The 16,710-nt window shown below is 70.9% G+C and carries 16 protein-coding genes; 7 read left to right on the plus strand and 9 right to left on the minus strand.

Annotation, left to right across the window (positions count from 1 at the left end; all coding sequences use genetic code 11):
- Positions 1–2: 2 nt before the first annotated feature.
- Both ABZ848_RS42815 and ABZ848_RS42820 read right to left on the minus strand, forming a co-directional pair.
- A complete protein-coding gene (locus ABZ848_RS42815; protein ID WP_360840867.1) occupies positions 3–596 on the minus strand; it encodes a DUF1003 domain-containing protein in 594 nt (197 codons plus the stop codon).
- Positions 586–1,932, minus strand: coding sequence for a CBS domain-containing protein (locus ABZ848_RS42820; protein WP_360840868.1), 1,347 nt, complete (start codon positions 1,930–1,932; stop codon positions 586–588). Before ABZ848_RS42820 ends, ABZ848_RS42815 begins: the two co-directional genes overlap by 11 nt.
- Before the next feature lie 198 nt (positions 1,933–2,130).
- Between ABZ848_RS42820 and ABZ848_RS42825 the strand changes: the two genes are divergently transcribed.
- Positions 2,131–2,874 (plus strand): hypothetical protein, encoded by a 744-nt coding sequence (locus ABZ848_RS42825; protein WP_360840870.1) that lies wholly within the window; start codon positions 2,131–2,133, stop codon positions 2,872–2,874.
- Between the two features lie 4 nt (positions 2,875–2,878).
- Here the strand turns inward: ABZ848_RS42825 and ABZ848_RS42830 are convergent, their stop codons facing one another.
- Both ABZ848_RS42830 and ABZ848_RS42835 read right to left on the minus strand, forming a co-directional pair.
- Entirely contained in the window at positions 2,879–3,388 is a 510-nt protein-coding gene (locus ABZ848_RS42830) for a hypothetical protein (protein WP_360840872.1), read from the minus strand.
- Between the two features lie 23 nt (positions 3,389–3,411).
- On the minus strand, positions 3,412–4,527 hold the full coding sequence (locus tag ABZ848_RS42835) for a magnesium and cobalt transport protein CorA (protein WP_360840874.1): 1,116 nt from the start codon (positions 4,525–4,527) through the stop codon (positions 3,412–3,414).
- A 455-nt stretch (positions 4,528–4,982) separates the two neighbouring features.
- Between ABZ848_RS42835 and ABZ848_RS42840 the strand changes: the two genes are divergently transcribed.
- Complete coding sequence (locus tag ABZ848_RS42840; RefSeq protein WP_360840875.1) at positions 4,983–5,567, plus strand: suppressor of fused domain protein; 585 nt, start codon at positions 4,983–4,985, stop codon at positions 5,565–5,567.
- A gap of 42 nt (positions 5,568–5,609) precedes the next feature.
- On the opposite strand, the gene ABZ848_RS42845 is transcribed toward ABZ848_RS42840, so the two are convergent.
- A complete protein-coding gene (locus ABZ848_RS42845) occupies positions 5,610–6,833 on the minus strand; it encodes an MFS transporter (protein WP_360840877.1) in 1,224 nt (407 codons plus the stop codon).
- Positions 6,834–6,993: 160 nt separating this feature from the next.
- Here ABZ848_RS42845 and ABZ848_RS42850 point away from each other — a divergent pair, with 160 nt between their 5' ends.
- The 3 genes from ABZ848_RS42850 to ABZ848_RS42860 all read left to right on the plus strand — a co-directional run bounded on the left by ABZ848_RS42850 (position 6,994) and on the right by ABZ848_RS42860 (position 9,265).
- On the plus strand, positions 6,994–7,635 hold the full coding sequence (locus ABZ848_RS42850; RefSeq protein WP_360840879.1) for a DUF6758 family protein: 642 nt from the start codon (positions 6,994–6,996) through the stop codon (positions 7,633–7,635).
- Positions 7,636–7,744: 109 nt separating this feature from the next.
- Positions 7,745–8,602, plus strand: a complete 858-nt coding sequence (locus ABZ848_RS42855; RefSeq protein WP_360840880.1) for a PHP domain-containing protein — start codon at positions 7,745–7,747, stop codon at positions 8,600–8,602.
- Between the two features lie 57 nt (positions 8,603–8,659).
- The gene (locus tag ABZ848_RS42860) at positions 8,660–9,265 is read left to right on the plus strand and encodes a MarC family protein (RefSeq protein ID WP_360840881.1); all 606 of its coding nucleotides are present in this window, start codon (positions 8,660–8,662) and stop codon (positions 9,263–9,265) included.
- Positions 9,266–9,364: 99 nt separating this feature from the next.
- Here ABZ848_RS42860 and ABZ848_RS42865 read toward each other — a convergent pair whose 3' ends face one another.
- Positions 9,365–9,517 carry a hypothetical protein gene (locus ABZ848_RS42865; protein WP_133044490.1) on the minus strand — a complete coding sequence of 51 codons (153 nt, stop codon included), beginning with the start codon at positions 9,515–9,517 and terminating at the stop codon, positions 9,365–9,367.
- A gap of 184 nt (positions 9,518–9,701) precedes the next feature.
- Between ABZ848_RS42865 and ABZ848_RS42870 the strand changes: the two genes are divergently transcribed.
- A complete protein-coding gene (locus ABZ848_RS42870) occupies positions 9,702–10,595 on the plus strand; it encodes an NYN domain-containing protein (RefSeq protein ID WP_360840883.1) in 894 nt (297 codons plus the stop codon).
- Between the two features lie 45 nt (positions 10,596–10,640).
- Here the strand turns inward: ABZ848_RS42870 and ABZ848_RS42875 are convergent, their stop codons facing one another.
- Both ABZ848_RS42875 and ABZ848_RS42880 read right to left on the minus strand, forming a co-directional pair.
- Entirely contained in the window at positions 10,641–11,567 is a 927-nt protein-coding gene (locus ABZ848_RS42875; RefSeq protein WP_360840884.1) for an alpha/beta hydrolase, read from the minus strand.
- Between the two features lie 682 nt (positions 11,568–12,249).
- Positions 12,250–14,892, minus strand: a complete 2,643-nt coding sequence (locus tag ABZ848_RS42880) for a DEAD/DEAH box helicase (protein ID WP_360840886.1) — start codon at positions 14,890–14,892, stop codon at positions 12,250–12,252.
- Between the two features lie 507 nt (positions 14,893–15,399).
- On the opposite strand from ABZ848_RS42880, the gene ABZ848_RS42885 reads away from it, so the two are divergent.
- A complete protein-coding gene (locus ABZ848_RS42885) occupies positions 15,400–16,146 on the plus strand; it encodes a ferritin-like fold-containing protein (protein WP_360840888.1) in 747 nt (248 codons plus the stop codon).
- Positions 16,147–16,177: 31 nt separating this feature from the next.
- On the opposite strand, the gene ABZ848_RS42890 is transcribed toward ABZ848_RS42885, so the two are convergent.
- The gene (locus tag ABZ848_RS42890) at positions 16,178–16,444 is read right to left on the minus strand and encodes a hypothetical protein (RefSeq protein WP_360840898.1); all 267 of its coding nucleotides are present in this window, start codon (positions 16,442–16,444) and stop codon (positions 16,178–16,180) included.
- Between the last annotated feature and the right edge of the window lie 266 nt (positions 16,445–16,710).

Raw genomic sequence — 16,710 nt, forward strand, 5'->3', positions numbered from 1 at the left:
CGTCACCGGTCGTCTACGTCACGTCCCGACGGCCGTTCTGCCGGGAATACCACGTGTTTGTGGTGGCCGTTCTGCCGTTCCTCCAGCTCCTTCACCATGTCCTGGAGCTCCGAGCGGATCCAGTCCCGGGTGGCCACCTCGCCGAGCCCGATGCGCAGGGCGGCGATCTCCCGGGTCAGGTACTCGGTGTCGGCGATGGACCGCTCGTTCTGCTTGCGGTCCTGTTCGAGGTTGACCCGGTCGCGGTCGTCCTGCCGGTTCTGCGCGAGCAGGATCAGCGGGGCCGCGTAGGAGGCCTGCAGCGACAGCATCAGGGTCAGGAAGATGAACGGGTAGTTGTCGAAGCGCAGGCCGCTCGGCGCGAAGACGTTCCACACCACCCACAGCACGATGACGACCGTCATCCAGACGATGAACCGTCCCGTGCCGAGGAAGCGCGCGATGCGCTCCGACAGCCGCCCGAAGGCCTCCGGGTCCCACTCGGGCAGCAGCCTGCGCCGCGGCGGACGCGGCTGGTCCAGCCGGACCCGCGGGCGTGTGGCCGCCGTCGCGCCCGCCGGCGTCCGCTCACGTGTGCTCTCACGCTCAGGAGCCATGCGCGGTCACCCCCTCCGCACCCTCGTCCAGGTGGAACTCGGTCTCCCGCCAGTCCTCCGGCAGCATGTGGTCGAGTACGTCGTCCACGGTCACCGCGCCGAGCAGCGACCCGGCCTCGTCGACGACGGGCGCCGCCACCATGTCGTACGTCGCGAAGAACCCGGCGACGACCGGCAGCTGCGCCTCCGGGTCCAGCGGTTGCAGGTCGTCGTCGATGATCGAGCTGACCAGGGTGTACGGCGGGTCGCGCAGCAGCCGCTGGAAGTGGACCGTGCCGAGGTACTTGCCGGTCGGCGTCTCGTCGGGCGGGCGGCAGACGTAGACCTGGGCGGCGAGCGCCGGGGAGAGGTCGGGGTTGCGCACGCGCGCGAGGGCGTCGGCGACGGTGGCGTCGGGGCGCAGCACGATCGGCTCGGTGGTCATCAGACCGCCGGCGGTGTGCTCCTCGTACGACATCAGGCGCCGCATGTCGGCCGCGTCGGACGGCTGCATCAGGCTCAGCAGCCGCTCCTTGTCCTCCTCGGGGAGTTCGGCGAGCAGGTCGGCCGCGTCGTCCGGGTCCATGGCCTCCAGGACGTCGGCGGCACGTTCCTCCTTCAGCTTGCCGAGGATCTCGATCTGGTCGTCCTCCGGGAGCTCCTCGAGCACGTCGGCCAGCCGGTCGTCGTCGAGGGCGGCGGCGACCTCGGCGCGCCGCTTGGGGGAGAGGTGGTGCAGGACGTTGGCGAGGTCGGCCGGGCGCAGCTGCTCGAAGGTGGCCAGGAGGCTCTCGGCGCCCTGTCCGTGCTCCTCCAGGGAGAAGCCGGTGACGGAGGACCAGTCGACGGTCAGCGCCTCGCCCGCCCGTCGCCCACCACCACCCTTCCAAGGAAGCGCTACGCGCCTTTCTTTTCCGGCCCTTCTGAAGGCGCCGCCCTTCCTGCCCTTGCGGACGAAGACCCGGTCGACCTCCCAGTCCCGGCGGGCCGGCAGCTGCTGCACCGACAGGTCCAGGACGGTGACCTCCTCGCCGGTCTCGACGAGGGTGACCCGGCGGTCGAGCAGCTCGCCGAAGACGAGGCGTTCGGTGGGGCGTTGCTCGAAGCGGCGGACGTTGAGCACGCCGGTGGCGATGACCTGGCCCGACTCGATACTGGTCACCCTGGTCATCTGCAGGAAGATGCGGCGCCGGGTGGGCAGTTCGACGACCAGCCCGAGCACGCGCGGGGGCCGCCGGCCCACGCGCAGCATGACGACGAGGTCGCGCACACGGCCGACCTGGTCGCCGTTGGGATCGAACACGGCGACCCCGGACAGGTGCGAGACGAAGATCCGGGAAGGGGCGCCCGCTGCCATGGTGCGCCTCCTTTTCTCACGAGGGTTCCGTTCTGGGTTTCTTTTCCGGATTGCCCGCTCGGTGGGCTTCAGGCTAGCCCGTCCCGATCGGATCCGCGCTGGTGGGAGGTCCGGACGGACTGCCTCCGCTCGACTCCCCACTCACCGGTACGCTGCCGTACGCCGCCCACGTCCCCCGACCGAAAGGCAGCCCCGCCTGTGACCGCGATTCCCCAGGGCCGTAACCGCCGGACCGCGCTGTGCGCACTGGCCGTGATGGGGGCGGGGTTGCTCGTCGGGTGCAGTTCGGACCCGGACGAGGGGACCAACGGGGTCGGCAAGCTGCCGGCCGCGACCATCCAGTCGAAGACCCGGGCGGCCGCCGACTCGGCCGACGCCGTGCGGCTGGCCGGGACCGTGGTCACCAATGGACGCACGTACAAGCTCGACATGCGGCTGAAGTCCGACGGCGCCACCGGCTCGGTCACCTCCAAGGGCATCGCCTTCGGGCTGCTGCGGATCGGCGAGCACCTGTATCTGAAGGCCGGCGCGGAGTTCTGGGACCACGCCGACGGGGAGAAGGACGGGGACAAGGACGAGTCGGCCGCGGGCAAGCTCGACGGCAAGTACGTGAAGGTGCCCTCGGGCGACCCGGCGTACAAGAAGTTCAGCGGCTTCACGGACATGGACGTACTCCTCGAAGGCTTGCTGACACTGCACGGTGACCTCGCGACCGACGGCCACCACGAGCAGTCGGGTACCCCGACCATCCGCATCACCGGCGACAAGGGCTCCGGCGGCACGCTGGACGTCTCCCTGGAGGGCAAGCCGTACCCGCTGCGGCTGGAGCGCGCGGCCGGCGCGGGCACGCTGACCTTCTCCTCCTGGAACAAGGCCTTCGCGCTCACCGAACCGAAGGCCGGCGAGACGGTGGACTACGGCAAGCAGCTGCCGACGTCCTAGGTGCCTACCGGCGTTTCTTCTTCAGCAGCAGCCGCGGGAGCCCCGCGGGAATGGGCCGGCGGGTCGTGGCCGGCGTCGGCAGCGGTGCCTCGGCCAGGCTGTCGGCGGGCAACGGCGCTGTCGCCCCGGTCGGTTCCAGCCGCAGCACCCGGCACTCGCGCGCCCAGCGCTCCGGCATCGCCTCGCCGTCGGGGGCGTTGAGGCGCTTCCCCTTCAGTTCGGCGACCGTCGCCTCGTACTGCTCGGTCCCGGCGGTCAGTTCCACGACCTTCGCGGACCAGGAGACCAGCCGGCCGCCCTTGTCCTTGCTGCGCACGGTGACCTCGGCGGAGCCGCCGTCCACCAGCCCCGGCAGCGGCTGCTCGCCCGGCCCGTCGCCGACCAGGCACGCGGCACCCTCGTGCCACACGTGCCACAGCGCACGGGCCGGGACGCCGGCTCCCGAGACCCAGACGAGGCCGGACTTCTTCGTGGCCTCCTCGACGAGGGCCTGGTCGAGCAGCTCGCTTGTCATGGGCCCAGCCTATCCAGGCCCGCTCACAGCCAGCCGTTGCGCTTCAGCGTGCGGTGGATGCCCAGGCACAGGCCGACGGTCAGGCACAGCACCATCGGGTAGCCGAACCGCCAGTGCAGCTCGGGCATGTGGTCGAAGTTCATGCCGTACACACCGGTCACCATGGTCGGTACGGCGATGATCGCGGCCCACGCGGTGATCTTCCGCATGTCCTCGTTCTGGGCGACGGACGCCTGCGCGAGGTTGGCCTGGAGGATCGAGTTGAGCAGTTCGTCGAAGCCGAGGACCTGCTCCTGGACGCGGGCGAGGTGGTCGGCGACGTCCCGGAAGTACTTCTGGATGTCGGGGTCGACCAGCCGCATCGGCCGCTCGCTCAGCAGCTGCATGGGCCGCAGCAGCGGGGAGACCGCGCGCTTGAACTCCAGGACCTCGCGCTTGAGTTGGTAGATCCGCGCCGAGTCCACACCGCGTGCGACCCCGCGCCGGCCGGGCGAGAAGACCTCGGTCTCCACCTCGTCGATGTCGTCCTGGACGGCGTCGGCGACCGCGACATAGCCGTCGACGACATGGTCGGCGATCGCGTGCAGTACCGCCGAGGGGCCCTTGGCGAGCAGCTCCGGGTCGTCCTGCAGCCGGTGCCTGAGCGCGCGCAGTGAGCCCTGGCCGCCATGCCGGACCGTGATGAAGAAGTCCCGGCCGGTGAAGCACATGACCTCGCCGGACTCCACGACCTCGCTGGTGGCGGTGAGCCGGTCGTGCTCGACGTAGTGGACGGTCTTGAAGACGGTGAACAGGGAGTCGTCGTAGCGCTCCAGCTTGGGGCGCTGGTGGGCCTGGACCGCGTCCTCCACGGCCAGCGGGTGCAGCCCGAACTCGCTCGCGATACCGGCGAATTCGGCCTCCGTCGGCTCGTGCAGGCCGATCCAGACGAAGCCCCCGTCGCGGCGCACCGTGCGCATCGCCTCGTGCGGGGTGAGCGACTTGCCCGTGTCGACGCGGGCGCCGTCGCGGTAGACCGCGCAGTCCACGACGGCCGACGGGGTGCCGGGGTCGCGCGTCGTGTCGTACGTGCCGGTGTCCTTGCGCAGGGACGGGCGGGAGGGCCGGACCGCGGCTCGGAGGTCACGGATCATCGACATGGCTGGCTCCTTCGTGGCAGGCAACGAAAGACCGCCGACGACGGTTGGAACTACCCGGAATGGGGACGTCCTGCTGCGGGTGTTTGGCACGTCCACAAAGCGGGGAGCACCGCACCATCGCGGTGGCGAGCTTCGCTGCAGAGTCAGATCAGACGGATCAGGCAAAACGAGACGAAGCGCTCTTCCGCAAGAAGACGTGAGCGTGAAAGGCGGCGGTCAGCCAGAGCCGGATCAGCTGTATCAGCGGCGGGAAGAGCGAGTGGTACTGCCCGGGTGACTTCGATCCATGACAGCCCCACCTCCTCCGGCCGGTCCCTCGTAAGGGAGTCCCATATCGCGTCGGGACGTGATCGCGACGCTTCTGCGTGCTGCCCGAACGACCGGGCCAGAGTATCAGCCGCCCAAACTGTCAAGGCGCTGCTTTGCCCGGTACTGACGAGTTCTATGCTCGCCGCATGGTTGATGTTCTTCCGTTGGTCGAGGCCCGGTTGCGCTCCGCGCTGGGCGAACCGGACGCCCGCGCGGCCGTCACCTTCCTGGGCACGGACCGCATCGAGGTGCTGCGTTTCCGGTCGGAGGACATCGTCCGCTACGCCACGCTCGGCATGTCCGCACAGCCGATGAGCGACCCCACCGCGGTCCTCGCGGATCCGGTCGAGGGACCGCGCGCGGAGCTGGTCCTCTCGGTACGGGGAGGTCTCGCCGACACCGACAAGGCGCTGCGCCCGCTGGCCGTGCTCGCCGCGTCCCCGCAGGTCGAGGGCGTGATCGTGGCCCCCGGCGCCTCCCTCGACGTCGGTGAACCCCTGTGGCCCGGCGCCCCGTTCAGCTCGGTCCTGGTCGCCGAGCCGGGCGGCCTGGTCGAGGACCTCGAACTCGACGAACCCCTCGACCCGGTCCGCTTCCTCCCCCTGCTGCCGATGACGGCGAACGAGGCGGCCTGGAAGCGCGTCCACGGCGCCCAGGCCCTCCAGGAGCGCTGGCTGACGAACGGGACGGACCTCCGCGATCCCGCCCGGAAGTCCGTCCCGCTCGACTGACCCACCGAGTGAGCAAGCTCACCAACCGGTGGCCGAAAAGCGTCAGTTGGCAAACACGGTGACACTGTCCTCGCTCGCGTGCCTCGTCCCCAGTTCCTCGGCGTCGTGCGTGAGCGCCTCCCGCCGTACGACGACCACCAGCGCGCCCAGCACCGCGGTGACCGCCGCGACCACGAACGGGATGTGGATGTCGCTCCACTCCTCGATCTTCGGCGCGAAGTAGGGCGCCGCGGCCGCCGCGAACCACCGCACGAAGTTGTAGCCGGCGCTCGCCACCGGGCGCGGCGCGTCCGACACGCCCAGCGCCAGTTCGGTGTAGACGGTGTTGTTCACGCCGATGAAGGCACCGGACAGGATCGTGCAGACGACGGCCGCGGTGTGGCTGCCGTAACCGAGGACGAGGACGTCGGCCGCGAGCAGCACCAGTGAGCCGCCGAGCACCTTCAGCGAGCCGAACCGCGCCTGCATGCGCGGCGCCACGATCACCGAGAAGACGGCGAGCAGCACGCCCCAGGCGAAGAACACGGCACCCGACTTGTACGGGGTCATGTTCAGCACGAACGGCGTGAAGGCCAGCACGGTGAAGAACGTGTAGTTGTAGAAGAAGGCGGAGGCGGCGGCGGAGGCCAGGCCACCGTGGCCGAGCGCCTTGATGGGGTCCAGGAGCGAGGTCTTGCGGGCCGGCTTCGGCTGTTCCTTCAGGAACACCGTGATGCAGAGGAACCCGACCGCCATGAGGAACGCGGTGCCGAAGAAGGGGTAGCGCCAGCTCTGGTTGCCGAGCAGTGCGCCGAGCAGGGGGCCGCAGGCCATGCCGAGGCCGAGTGCGGACTCGTACAGCAGGATCGCCGCGGCGCTGCCGCCGGCCGCCGCGCCGACGATGACCGCGAGGGCGGTCGACACGAAGAGGGCGTTGCCGAGGCCCCAGCCCGCGCGGAAGCCGACGAGCTCGGCGACCGAGTTCGAGGTGCCGGCCAGGCCCGCGAAGACGACCACGAAGGCGAGGCCGAGCAGCAGCGTCCTGCGGCCGCCGATGCGGCTGGAGACGAAGCCGGTGACCAGCATCGCCACGGCCGTGATCAGGAAGTACGAGGTGAAGAGGAGGGAGACCTGACTGGGCGTGGCGTCCAGGCCCTTGGCGATGGACGGCAGGATCGGGTCGACGAGGCCGATGCCCATGAAGGCGACGACCGAGGCGCCCGCCGTCGCCCACACGGCCTTGGGCTGGCGCAGGATGCCACCGGCTCCCGCATCGAAGGGGTCCATGTCTTCGTGCCCTCCCGGATCGAGATGGTTGGTATATGCACATAGTAAGTTAGGGCGGCTAATTAATGCAAGATGCATCTAGTTCCCGGCGGGGAAGGGTTCCCTCCGGACGGGTGATCGTCCTTGACGTGGGGGAGCGAGGGTAGGACCGTGGGGCCCTATGAGGGGCGAACCCAGTTGCCCGAAGTGTGGTGGCCGGGTCAGGGCTCCCGGACTCTTCGCCGATACCTGGCAGTGCGACGTGCACGGCACCGTGCATCCGGTGCAGCCCGTGATCCCGCCCAGCGTCGAGGCCCTCAGCGTGGTGGTGCACCGCACGCAGGTCCCGGTGTGGATGCCGTGGCCCCTGCCGGTCGGCTGGTTGCACACGGGCGTGGCCTGCGCGGGCGACGACCGGCACGGCGGCCGCGCCACCGCGGTGGCCTGCTCGGGACCGGGCCCGCTCGGCGGTATAGGGGAGCTGATCCTCGTCGCCGAGGAGCTGGGCGTCGGCCTCGGCGCGCGGTACGCGGGCATCGACGGCCCGGACCCGGGGCCGTACATGAACGTCGAGAAACCACCCCAGGCCAAGGTCCTGGCCGGCGGCCGCCCCACGCCGCTCTGGCATGTCTCCGGCACACCGGACGACCGTGCGGTGTTCGCGGGTGAGGCGCGTGGGCTGTGGCTGTGGGCCGTGGTGTGGCCCGAGCAGTCGGGGCTGCTGATGTACGACGAACTGGTGCTGACGGATCTGCGGGACGCGGGGGCGGAGGTCGAGCTGGTTCCCTGTGGGGCGCTTTCGCCCCGGCTGTTGGAACCCTGAGCGTTGGCTGTAGGGGGCGCGGCGCGGGTTCGGGTGTGACAAGGCACCCCTGGAGTCCCGTTATCCTTGGGTGTCCCCTTCCGTACCGTCACCGCCTGGAGTCCGCGTCGTGCGCATCGATCTGCACACCCACTCCACCGCTTCCGACGGTACGGACACCCCCGCCGAGCTGGTGCGGAACGCCGCCGCGGCCGGGCTGGACGTCGTCGCGCTGACCGACCACGACACCACCCGCGGGTACGCCGAGGCGATCGCCGCGGTGCCGGAGGGGCTCACGCTGGTCACCGGTGCCGAGCTGTCCTGCCGTATCGACGGCATCTCGATGCACATGCTCGCCTACCTCTTCGACCCCGAGGAGCCCGCCCTGCTCGCCGAGCGCGAGCTGGTGCGGGACGACCGGGTGCCGCGGGCCAAGGGCATGGTCGCCAAGCTGAACGGGCTCGGGGTGCCGGTCACCTGGGAGCAGGTCGAGCGGATCGCCGGCGGCGGTTCGGTCGGGCGGCCGCATGTCGCCACCGCGCTGGTCGAGCTGGGTGTCGTGGCGAGCGTGGGCGACGCGTTCACGCCCGAGTGGCTCGCCGACGGCGCGCGGGCCTTCGTGGACAAGCACGAGACCGACCCCTTCGAGGCGATCCGGCTGGTCAAGGCCGCGGGCGGGGTCACCGTGTTCGCGCACCCGGGGGCCAGCAAGCGCGGTCGTACGGTGCCGGAGTCGGCGATCGCCGAGATGGCGGCCGCCGGGCTGGACGGCATCGAGGTCGACCACATGGACCACGACCCGGACACCCGGGCGCGGCTGCGGGGGCTGGCGAAGGAACTGGGGCTGCTGGTCACCGGGTCCAGCGACTATCACGGCAGCCGGAAGACGTGCGTGCTCGGGGAGTACGTCACGGATCCCGAGGTGTACGGGGAGATCACGCGGCGGGCCACCGGGGCGTTTCCGGTGCCGGGTGCGGGCGGGGTCTGAGGTCCGTCCGAACCTCACCTCCGTATTCGTACCTCTTCCCGCAAGGCCTCTTCAGTCATGTTCGACGTCGCCGTCTTCGGCTCTCTCTTCCTGACCCTTTTCGTCATCATGGATCCCCCTGGGATCACCCCGATCTTCCTCGCCCTGACCGCCGGCCGGCCCGGCAAGGTGCAGAAGCGGATGGCCTTCCAGGCCGTGTGCGTGGCGGCCGGTGTGATCGTGGTGTTCGGGCTGCTCGGGCATCAGATCCTGAACTACCTGCATGTCTCCGTGCCCGCGCTGATGATCGCGGGCGGGCTGCTGCTCCTGCTGATCGCGCTGGATCTGCTGACCGGCAAGACCGACGAGCCGAAGCAGACCAAGGACGTCAACGTGGCGCTCGTACCGCTGGGCATGCCGCTGCTGGCCGGGCCGGGGGCGATCGTGTCCGTGATCCTCGCCGTGCAGAAGGCCGACAGCGTGGCCACGCAGGTGTCGGTGTGGTGCGCGATCCTCGCCATTCACGTGGTGCTGTGGCTGGTCATGCGGTACTCGCTGCTGATCATCCGCGTCATCAAGGACGGCGGTGTGGTGCTGGTGACCCGGCTCGCGGGGATGATGCTGTCGGCCATCGCCGTGCAGCAGATCATCAACGGGGTGACTCAGGTGATCAAGGGCGCGTGATGGTGCCGGAAAGCGTTAGAGCCCTGGTACGGCGTCGCTGCCGTACCAGGGCTCCGAAGCTTCTGCGGTGATCCGCGTGATCCGCGTGATCCGCGTCTCTTACGCGGCCGTGTTCTCGGCCGGCCGGATCCAGAGGCGCTGGCCGATCGCGGCGGCCTGCTGGACGATCCGGTTGACGGAGGCGGCGTCCACGACAGTGCTGTCCACGGGCGTACCGTCGACCTCGTCGAGTCGCATGATTTCGAAGCGCATGGCCTCTCCCTTCGTCTCGCTGTGTTCCATAGCAGTCAACGGCCTGTGTGTTACAAACATTCCCTACGCTAAAGAAATTTTTCGAACGACTAATTACTGACCGGTAAGCCATGTATGAGGTGGTTGAAGGAGACTGACCGGGACCGGTTGTGTTCGCAGCGTGACCGCCGGGACAATGGTGGCGATGAACGACGACCACGCGGCCCTCAGTGCCCGTATAGACCGCACGAACGAGCTGCTCCAGCGCATGCTCGCCGAGGTGGCGAAGACGCCCTCGACGCATGCGATCTTCGTCGACGCGGGGTATCTGTACGCGGCCGCGGGACGGCTCGTCGCCGGGACGGAGGACCGGCGCGCCTTCGACCTGGACGCGGAGGGGCTGATCGAGGCGCTCATCGACAAGGCGCGGACGATCTTCGCGGACAGTCGGCTGCTGCGGGTCTACTGGTACGACGGGGCTCGGCGGCGTATCCATACGGCCGAGCAGCAGTCGATCGCCGAACTCCCGGACGTGAAGGTCCGGTTGGGCAACCTCAACGCCAACAACCAGCAGAAGGGCGTCGACTCACTGATCCGGACGGATCTGGAGTCGCTGGCCAGGCACCGGGCGATCAGCGACGCGGCGTTGCTGGGCGGCGACGAGGATCTGGTGTCGGCGGTGGAGGCGGCGCAGGGGTACGGGGCGCGGGTGCACCTGTGGGGGATCGAGGCGCCGGAGGGGCGCAACCAGGCCGAGCCGCTGCTGTGGGAGGTCGACAGCCAGCGGACCTTCGACCTCGACTTCTTCAAGCCGTACGTCTCCCGGCGGGCGGCGCCTGCGTACGACGCCACGGCGACCCGGCCGACCCGGGAGGACGTGCGGTTCGTCGGCGCGCAGATCGCGGCGAAGTGGCTGGCGGCGCGGGGGCGGGAGGCGCTTGTCGAGCTGCTGCCGGGGCATCCGTATCTGCCGGGGTCGGTGGATCAGGATCTGCTGGTGGAGGCGGAGGGGTTGCTGCAGTACTCGCTGCGGGGGCAGGCGGATCTGCGGCGGGCGTTGCGGGATGGGTTTTGGGAGCACTTGCAGGCGCAGTACTAGTTCTGGGGCTGCGGGCTGCGGGCTGCGGGCTGCGGGCTGCTGGTGCTAGTTCTGGTGCTGTGGGCTGGTCGGGTCTGCCTGGTCCCAGAAGTCGGCGAAGGCTTGGGCCGTTTCCAGGGGTTTGTCGGTGTTGGGGGAGTGTTCTGCGCCCTGGATGACCGTGCGGCGGGCGCGCAGGCGTAGGGCCATGTCGTCGAGGAGGGTCACCGGCCAGGTGTCGTCCCTGGAGCCCGACAGGACGTGGAACGGGATCGGGACGGCGGCGAGTTCGGCGACGCGGTCCGGTTCGACGCACAACTGGCGGCCGGTTGCGAGGAGTTGGGCGGGCTTGTTGCCCAGCCAGCGGCGGCGCAGGTCTTCCTGGTCGGCGAGGCCTTCGTCCAGGCCTCCCTCCACGTCTCCGGTCTCGGTCTCCTCCGGCGGCTCCATCGCCTGGATCGCCTCCCACACCTCGGCCATCGTCATGACGGCGAGGGCGTCCTGGAGCAGCTTGACGCGTTGCTGCTGGGAGACGGAGATCTGGGCGGGGCCGGAGGCCATGAGGGTGAGGGAGCGGAAGGGGGAGTGGTCGAGGAGTACGGCGGCTCGGGCGATCTGGCCGCCGAGGGAGTGGCCGACGAGGTGTACGGGCGTGTCCGGGGCGCCGAGGGCAGCGAGGGCGGCGGCTTGGGCGAGGACGTCGCGGGCCAACTCCTCCTGGGCGTAGGCCGATTCGTCGGTCTCCGGGCCGTCGGACTCGTACTGGCCGCGGCCGTCGACGGCGACGGTGTGGTAGCCGCGGGCGGTGAGCGTCTCGTGGAGGGGGTTGAAGTCCTCCTTGCTGCCGGTGAAGCCGGGGAGGAGGAGGGCGGTGCCCTTCGGGGAGGTGCCGGCCGCCGCGGGGGCGTCTACCGCTGCGAAGTCTCCGCGGGAGGTGCGGAGGGTGATCGCGTGGGCGCCGGGGGGTGGGGTGAAGGTCGGGGGGCGGCTCATGGGGTGAGGTTATCCGGCGAGGGTGTCGGGGAGGTGTCGGGGCCGGGGGTGCCTGGTCGCGGGTGGTGCGTGGGGGGTCGGGGTCGGGGCGGTACGGCGAACCCGCCGCCGTCGGTCCCGCTGTTGGTCGGGAGGCGGGCGAGCCCGTCTGGCGTCGTACGCGGCGGGTTGCGCCGCACCGCCCCGACCCACTCCCGTGCGTACGCGGCTGGCGGCCGGTGGGTTCGACCGCTGGTCTGCTCGCGTGTGTGGTGGCCGCGGGCCCCTGACCCGTTCCCGTGCGTGCGCGGCTGGCGGTTGGTGGGTCCGCTGATGGTCCGTTCCGGTGTTTGGGTGGCCGTGGGTTCCTCGACTCGCTCGGGTGCGTGCGCGGCTGTTGGCCGGTGGGCTCGCCGCTGGTCCGTCCCCGTGTGTGGGTGGTCGCGGGTTCCTCGACTCGCTCGGGTGCGTGCGCGGCTGCCGGTCGGTGGGCCCGCCGCTGGTCCGTCCCCGTGTGTGGGCGGCCGTGGCTCCCCGGCTCGCTCGACGTGAGTACGCGGCTAGCGGTTGTGGGGCCGCCGCTGGTCCGCTCCCGTGGGGGGCGCGGGGCGGTGGTTCGGGCTCGACTGGCTTGCGTTGTCTTGGCTGGAATGGCGACGGCCCGGGCCACGTGAAGTGGGCCGGGCCGTCGGTGTGGAGAGGGTCAGCTCTCCGTGGGCTCCGCTGTGGCTGCTGCCTTGCGGGTGCGGCGGGCTCGAGGCTTGGCCTCGGGCTCCGTCGTGGCCTGGGCCGGGATCTCGGCGGCGGCCGCGGTCTTGCGGGTGCGGCGCGGCTTGGTCTCGGTGGCCTGGGTGGTGTCGGCCGTGGGCTCCGTCGCTGCCGTCGCCTTGCGGGTGCGGGTGCGCGGCTTGGCCTCCGTGCCCTCGGCCGTGTCGACCGCGGCCTTGGCTGCCGTCGTCGTTGCCTTGCGGGTACGGGTGCGGGGCTTGGCCTCGGTCGTTTCCGGCGCGGCGGCCTCGGGGGCCGTGGTCGTCGCCTTGCGGGTGCGGCGGCTCGGCTTGGCTTCCGCTGCCTCCGCCGTGTCGGTGGCGGCCTCGGCGGCTGCCGTCGACTTGCGCGTGCGCGCCTTCGGGGCCGTGGCTTCCGCCGTGTCGACCGCCGTCTCCGCCGCCGTCGCCTTGCGGGTACGGCGGGCTCGGGGCTTGGCCTCGGGCTCCTCCGCGATCTGGGCCGGGATCTCGGCGGCTGCGGCCGCGGTCTTGCGGGTGCGGGTGCGCGGCTTCGCCTCCGTGGCCTCGGCCGTGTCGACCGCGGCCTCCGCGGCTGCCGTTGCCTTGCGGGTGCGGGTCCGGGGCTTGGCCTCCGTGCCCTCGGCCGTGTCGGCCGCTGCCTCGGGGGCCGTGGTCGTCGCCTTGCGGGTACGGGTGCGCGGCTGGGGCTCGGACGCCGTGGCCTCCGTCGCCGTAACCGCCTCGGCCGTCTTGCGGGTGCGGCGGCGCGGCTTGGCCTCCGTCGCCTCCGCCGTGTCAACTGCCGTCTCGGCGGCGGCCGTTGCCTTGCGGGTCCGGGTGCGGGGCTTTGCCTCGGTGGCCTCGGCCGTGTCGACCGCGGTGGTTGCTGCCGTGCGGGTGCGCGGCTTGGCCTCCGGTGCCTCGGCCGCTTCCGTGGCGGTCTCCGTCGCTGCCGTCGTCTTGCGGGTACGGCGGCGCGGTGTCGGCTCCGGCGCGGCCGGGGTGGGCTCCGTGGTTCCCTCGGCCGTGTCGACCGCGGTTTCCGCCGTGGTCGTCGCCTTGCGGGTGCGGCGGCGCGGGGTGGCCGGGGTTTCCGGGGCGTCCAGGGCCGGGCCCTCCGCCGTGGCTACGGCGGACTCCGCGGGCTCGGTCGTCGTCGTTGCCGTGGTCGGCAGCTGGTCCGAGGACGCGCCGGCGCGGGTGCGGCGGCGGCGACGCGGGGTCCGGGTGGCCGTGGCCTCCTCGGCGGCGGTCGACGTCTCCTGCGTGGCTTCCGGAGCGGCGGTGCCGTCCAGCGGGGTTCCGTTGCGCGTACGGCGGCGGCGACGCGGGGTGCGCGCCGGGCGCTCGCGGTCCGAAGTGCGGTCATCGGCGCGGCCGTTGCGGTCGCCCCGGCCACCGCGACCGCGTCCACCGCGGCCGCCGGTCTCGCCCAGGTCTTCCAGCTCCTCCGCGTCGAGGCCCGCACGGGTGCGCTCGGCACGCGGCAGGACACCCTTGGTGCCCGCGGGGATGCTCAGCTCCTCGAAGAGGTGCGGGGAGGTGGAGTACGTCTCCGGCGGATCGTTGAAGGACAGCTCCAGCGCCTTGTTGATCAGCTGCCAGCGCGGGATGTCGTCCCAGTCGACGAGGGTGATCGCGATGCCCTTGGCGCCCGCGCGGCCGGTGCGGCCGATGCGGTGCAGGTACGTCTTCTCGTCCTCGGGGGACTGGTAGTTGATGACGTGGGTGACGCCCTCGACGTCGATGCCGCGGGCGGCGACGTCGGTGCAGACGAGGACGTCGACCTTGCCGTTGCGGAACGCGCGCAGGGCCTGCTCGCGGGCGCCCTGGCCGAGGTCGCCGTGGACCGCGCCGGCCGCGAAGCCGCGCTGCTTGAGCTGGTCGGCGAGGTCGGCCGCGGTGCGCTTGGTGCGGCAGAAGACCATGGCCAGTCCCCGGCCGTCGGCCTGCAGTATGCGTGCGACGAGTTCGGGCTTGTCCATGTTGTGCGCGCGGTACACGTGCTGGGAGGTGTTCGCGACCGTCGCGCCCTCGTCGTCCGGCGCGGTGGCGCGGATGTGCGTGGGCTGCGACATGTAGCGGCGCGCGAGGCCGATGACCGCGCCCGGCATGGTCGCCGAGAACAGCATGGTCTGGCGCTTGGCCGGGAGCATGTCGATGATCTTCTCGACGTCGGGCAGGAAGCCCAGGTCGAGCATCTCGTCGGCCTCGTCGAGGACGAGCGACTTGATGTGCTTGAGGTTGAGCTTCTTCTGGCCGGCGAGGTCGAGGAGCCGGCCCGGGGTGCCGACGACCACGTCGACGCCCTTCTTGAGGGCCTCGACCTGGGGCTCGTAGGCGCGGCCGCCGTAGATCGCCGTCACGCGGACGTTGCGGACCTTGCCGGCGGTGAGGAGGTCGTTGGTGACCTGGGTGCAGAGCTCGCGCGTGGGGACGACGACGAGCGCCTGCGGGGTGTCGGTGAGGTCCTCGGGCTTCGCGCGGCCGGCCTCGACGTCGGCGGGGACGGTGACGCGCTCGAGGAGCGGGAGGCCGAAGCCCAGCGTCTTGCCGGTGCCGGTCTTGGCCTGTCCGATGACGTCCGTGCCGGAGAGGGCGACGGGGAGGGTCATCTCCTGGATGGGGAAGGGGGTGATGATGCCGACGGCCTCAAGGGCCTCGGCGGTCTCGGGAAGGATTCCGAGATCTCTGAACGTCGTAGTCAGGGTGCTGCCTCTTCTGTGTGCGCGGTGCGAGGCGAGCGCGGGGGTCGTTGACGGACCGTGCCGGGGACGTCGGCTGCCTTACGGGCTTGCTGCCGTAACGCACGGGACCACTGCCGACGCTCTAGCGCTCGTACCGCTGAGGGTGTCTCTCCGGTCGTCGTACGCGATGTGCCGTGCGACCTCGGAGAGCTGTCGGGTCGGAGCCGATCGGGCCACCGACCGGGCATCCTCAAACGTGCGGCCCGTCGTGTACGGCGTCCGCAGAGGCTTCTCTGCGACGTACGTACTCAGCAGGCGCATTACCACCATACCCCGGAATCCTGCACATGCGATGGCCGATTTGGTCACGTAGTCGTCGTCACACTGATTGACCAGGGCCTTCCCCCGCCCGGCAGGCGGGCTATTGTGCGCTTCATGACGACCTCTGACAAGCCTGACAACGCCTCCGAAGCCCCCCAGGAACACACCGGAGTCGCCGCCCAGGACTGGGCGAAGGCCTCCGCCGACCCGCAGTACCGTGCCGCGGTCGTCGACCTCCTCGGCGCGCTCGCCTACGGCGAACTCGCGGCGTTCGAGCGGCTCGCGGAGGACGCCAAGCTGGCGCCGACCCTGGCGGACAAGGCGGAGCTGGCGAAGATGGCGTCGGCCGAGTTCCACCACTTCGAGCGGCTGCGCGACCGCCTGACGGAGATCGGCGAGGAGCCCACCCACGCGATGGAGCCGTTCGTCGCCGCCCTGGACGGCTTCCACCGTCAGACGGCGCCCTCGGACTGGCTGGAGGGACTCGTCAAGGCGTACGTCGGTGACTCGATCGCCAGCGACTTCTACCGGGAGGTGGCCGCGCGGCTCGACTCCGACTCGCGCGAGCTGGTGCTCGCGGTGCTGGACGACACCGGGCACGCCGGTTTCGCCGTGGAGAAGGTGCGGGCGGCCATCGACGCCGACCCGCGCGTGGGCGGGCGGCTCGCGCTGTGGGCCCGGCGGCTGATGGGGGAGGCGTTGTCGCAGTCGCAGAGGGTTGTCGCCGACCGGGACGCCCTGTCGACGATGCTCGTGGGCGGGGTCGACGACGGGTTCGATCTCGCCGAGGTGGGGCGGATGTTCTCCCGGATCACCGAGGCGCACACCAAGCGGATGGCCGCGCTGGGGCTGGCCGCCTAGGGGTCCGCCTAGGGGTCGGGCCCGTCGTCCTCTACGCCGGGGCCGACCGGCGGAGTCTTCCTGCCGGGCGCAGCAGCAGGGAGAGGGAGGCCGCCGAGACGGCCGCCGCTCCCAGGAGGATGAAGACCACGTAGCCGGGGTCCAGCGCGCTGTGGGTGATGAAGGCGCCGAAGAGGGCTCCGGCGACGCCCGTCGCGAGCACCAGGGAACGGGCCGGGAGGCGGTGCGAGAAGCGGCGCTTCGCCGCCCATGCCAGCACCAGACCGAGCAGAGCGGAGCCGAGCGCTTCGAACAACATCATGGGGTCCCTCCCACACGGCCACACTGCGCATCACGGTCGTAGCCCGTCATACCCGTGACCTGCGGAATGCAATCCTCCTCTGTGCGCTCCTTGTGCTCCATATGTGGAGGAAAAAAATCTTGTGGGGAGGGCGGGGGGAGAGTACGAGAGGGGCCCGGCGACCACTGGTCGCCGGGGCCGACCCCAGAAGCTGACAAAATAAAACCCGCAAGAACACCAACCCCGGGGGCGCCCGCCACCGCCCCATAGATCAAGAGGGGAGA

This window comes from Streptomyces sp. NPDC047081, assembly GCF_040643775.1.
Lineage (GTDB): Bacteria > Actinomycetota > Actinomycetes > Streptomycetales > Streptomycetaceae > Streptomyces.

Bases quoted from the DNA above. Each gene is read 5' to 3' on its own strand.
- ABZ848_RS42865 (WP_133044490.1), bottom strand. From the start codon at position 9,517: ATGCGCTTCGAAATCATGCGACTCGACGAGGTCGACGGTACGCCCGTG.
- ABZ848_RS42850 (WP_360840879.1), top strand. From the start codon at position 6,994: ATGAGGGGCGAACCCAGTTGCCCGAAGTGTGGTGGCCGGGTCAGGGCT.
- ABZ848_RS42845 (WP_360840877.1), bottom strand. From the start codon at position 6,833: ATGGACCCCTTCGATGCGGGAGCCGGTGGCATCCTGCGCCAGCCCAAG.
- ABZ848_RS42880 (WP_360840886.1), bottom strand. From the start codon at position 14,892: ATGACCCTCCCCGTCGCCCTCTCCGGCACGGACGTCATCGGACAGGCC.
- ABZ848_RS42870 (WP_360840883.1), top strand. From the start codon at position 9,702: ATGAACGACGACCACGCGGCCCTCAGTGCCCGTATAGACCGCACGAAC.
- ABZ848_RS42840 (WP_360840875.1), top strand. From the start codon at position 4,983: ATGGTTGATGTTCTTCCGTTGGTCGAGGCCCGGTTGCGCTCCGCGCTG.
- ABZ848_RS42885 (WP_360840888.1), top strand. From the start codon at position 15,400: ATGACGACCTCTGACAAGCCTGACAACGCCTCCGAAGCCCCCCAGGAA.
- ABZ848_RS42860 (WP_360840881.1), top strand. From the start codon at position 8,660: ATGTTCGACGTCGCCGTCTTCGGCTCTCTCTTCCTGACCCTTTTCGTC.
- ABZ848_RS42875 (WP_360840884.1), bottom strand. From the start codon at position 11,567: ATGAGCCGCCCCCCGACCTTCACCCCACCCCCCGGCGCCCACGCGATC.
- ABZ848_RS42890 (WP_360840898.1), bottom strand. From the start codon at position 16,444: ATGTTGTTCGAAGCGCTCGGCTCCGCTCTGCTCGGTCTGGTGCTGGCA.
- ABZ848_RS42830 (WP_360840872.1), bottom strand. From the start codon at position 3,388: ATGACAAGCGAGCTGCTCGACCAGGCCCTCGTCGAGGAGGCCACGAAG.
- ABZ848_RS42815 (WP_360840867.1), bottom strand. From the start codon at position 596: ATGGCTCCTGAGCGTGAGAGCACACGTGAGCGGACGCCGGCGGGCGCG.
- ABZ848_RS42835 (WP_360840874.1), bottom strand. From the start codon at position 4,527: ATGTCGATGATCCGTGACCTCCGAGCCGCGGTCCGGCCCTCCCGCCCG.
- ABZ848_RS42820 (WP_360840868.1), bottom strand. From the start codon at position 1,932: ATGGCAGCGGGCGCCCCTTCCCGGATCTTCGTCTCGCACCTGTCCGGG.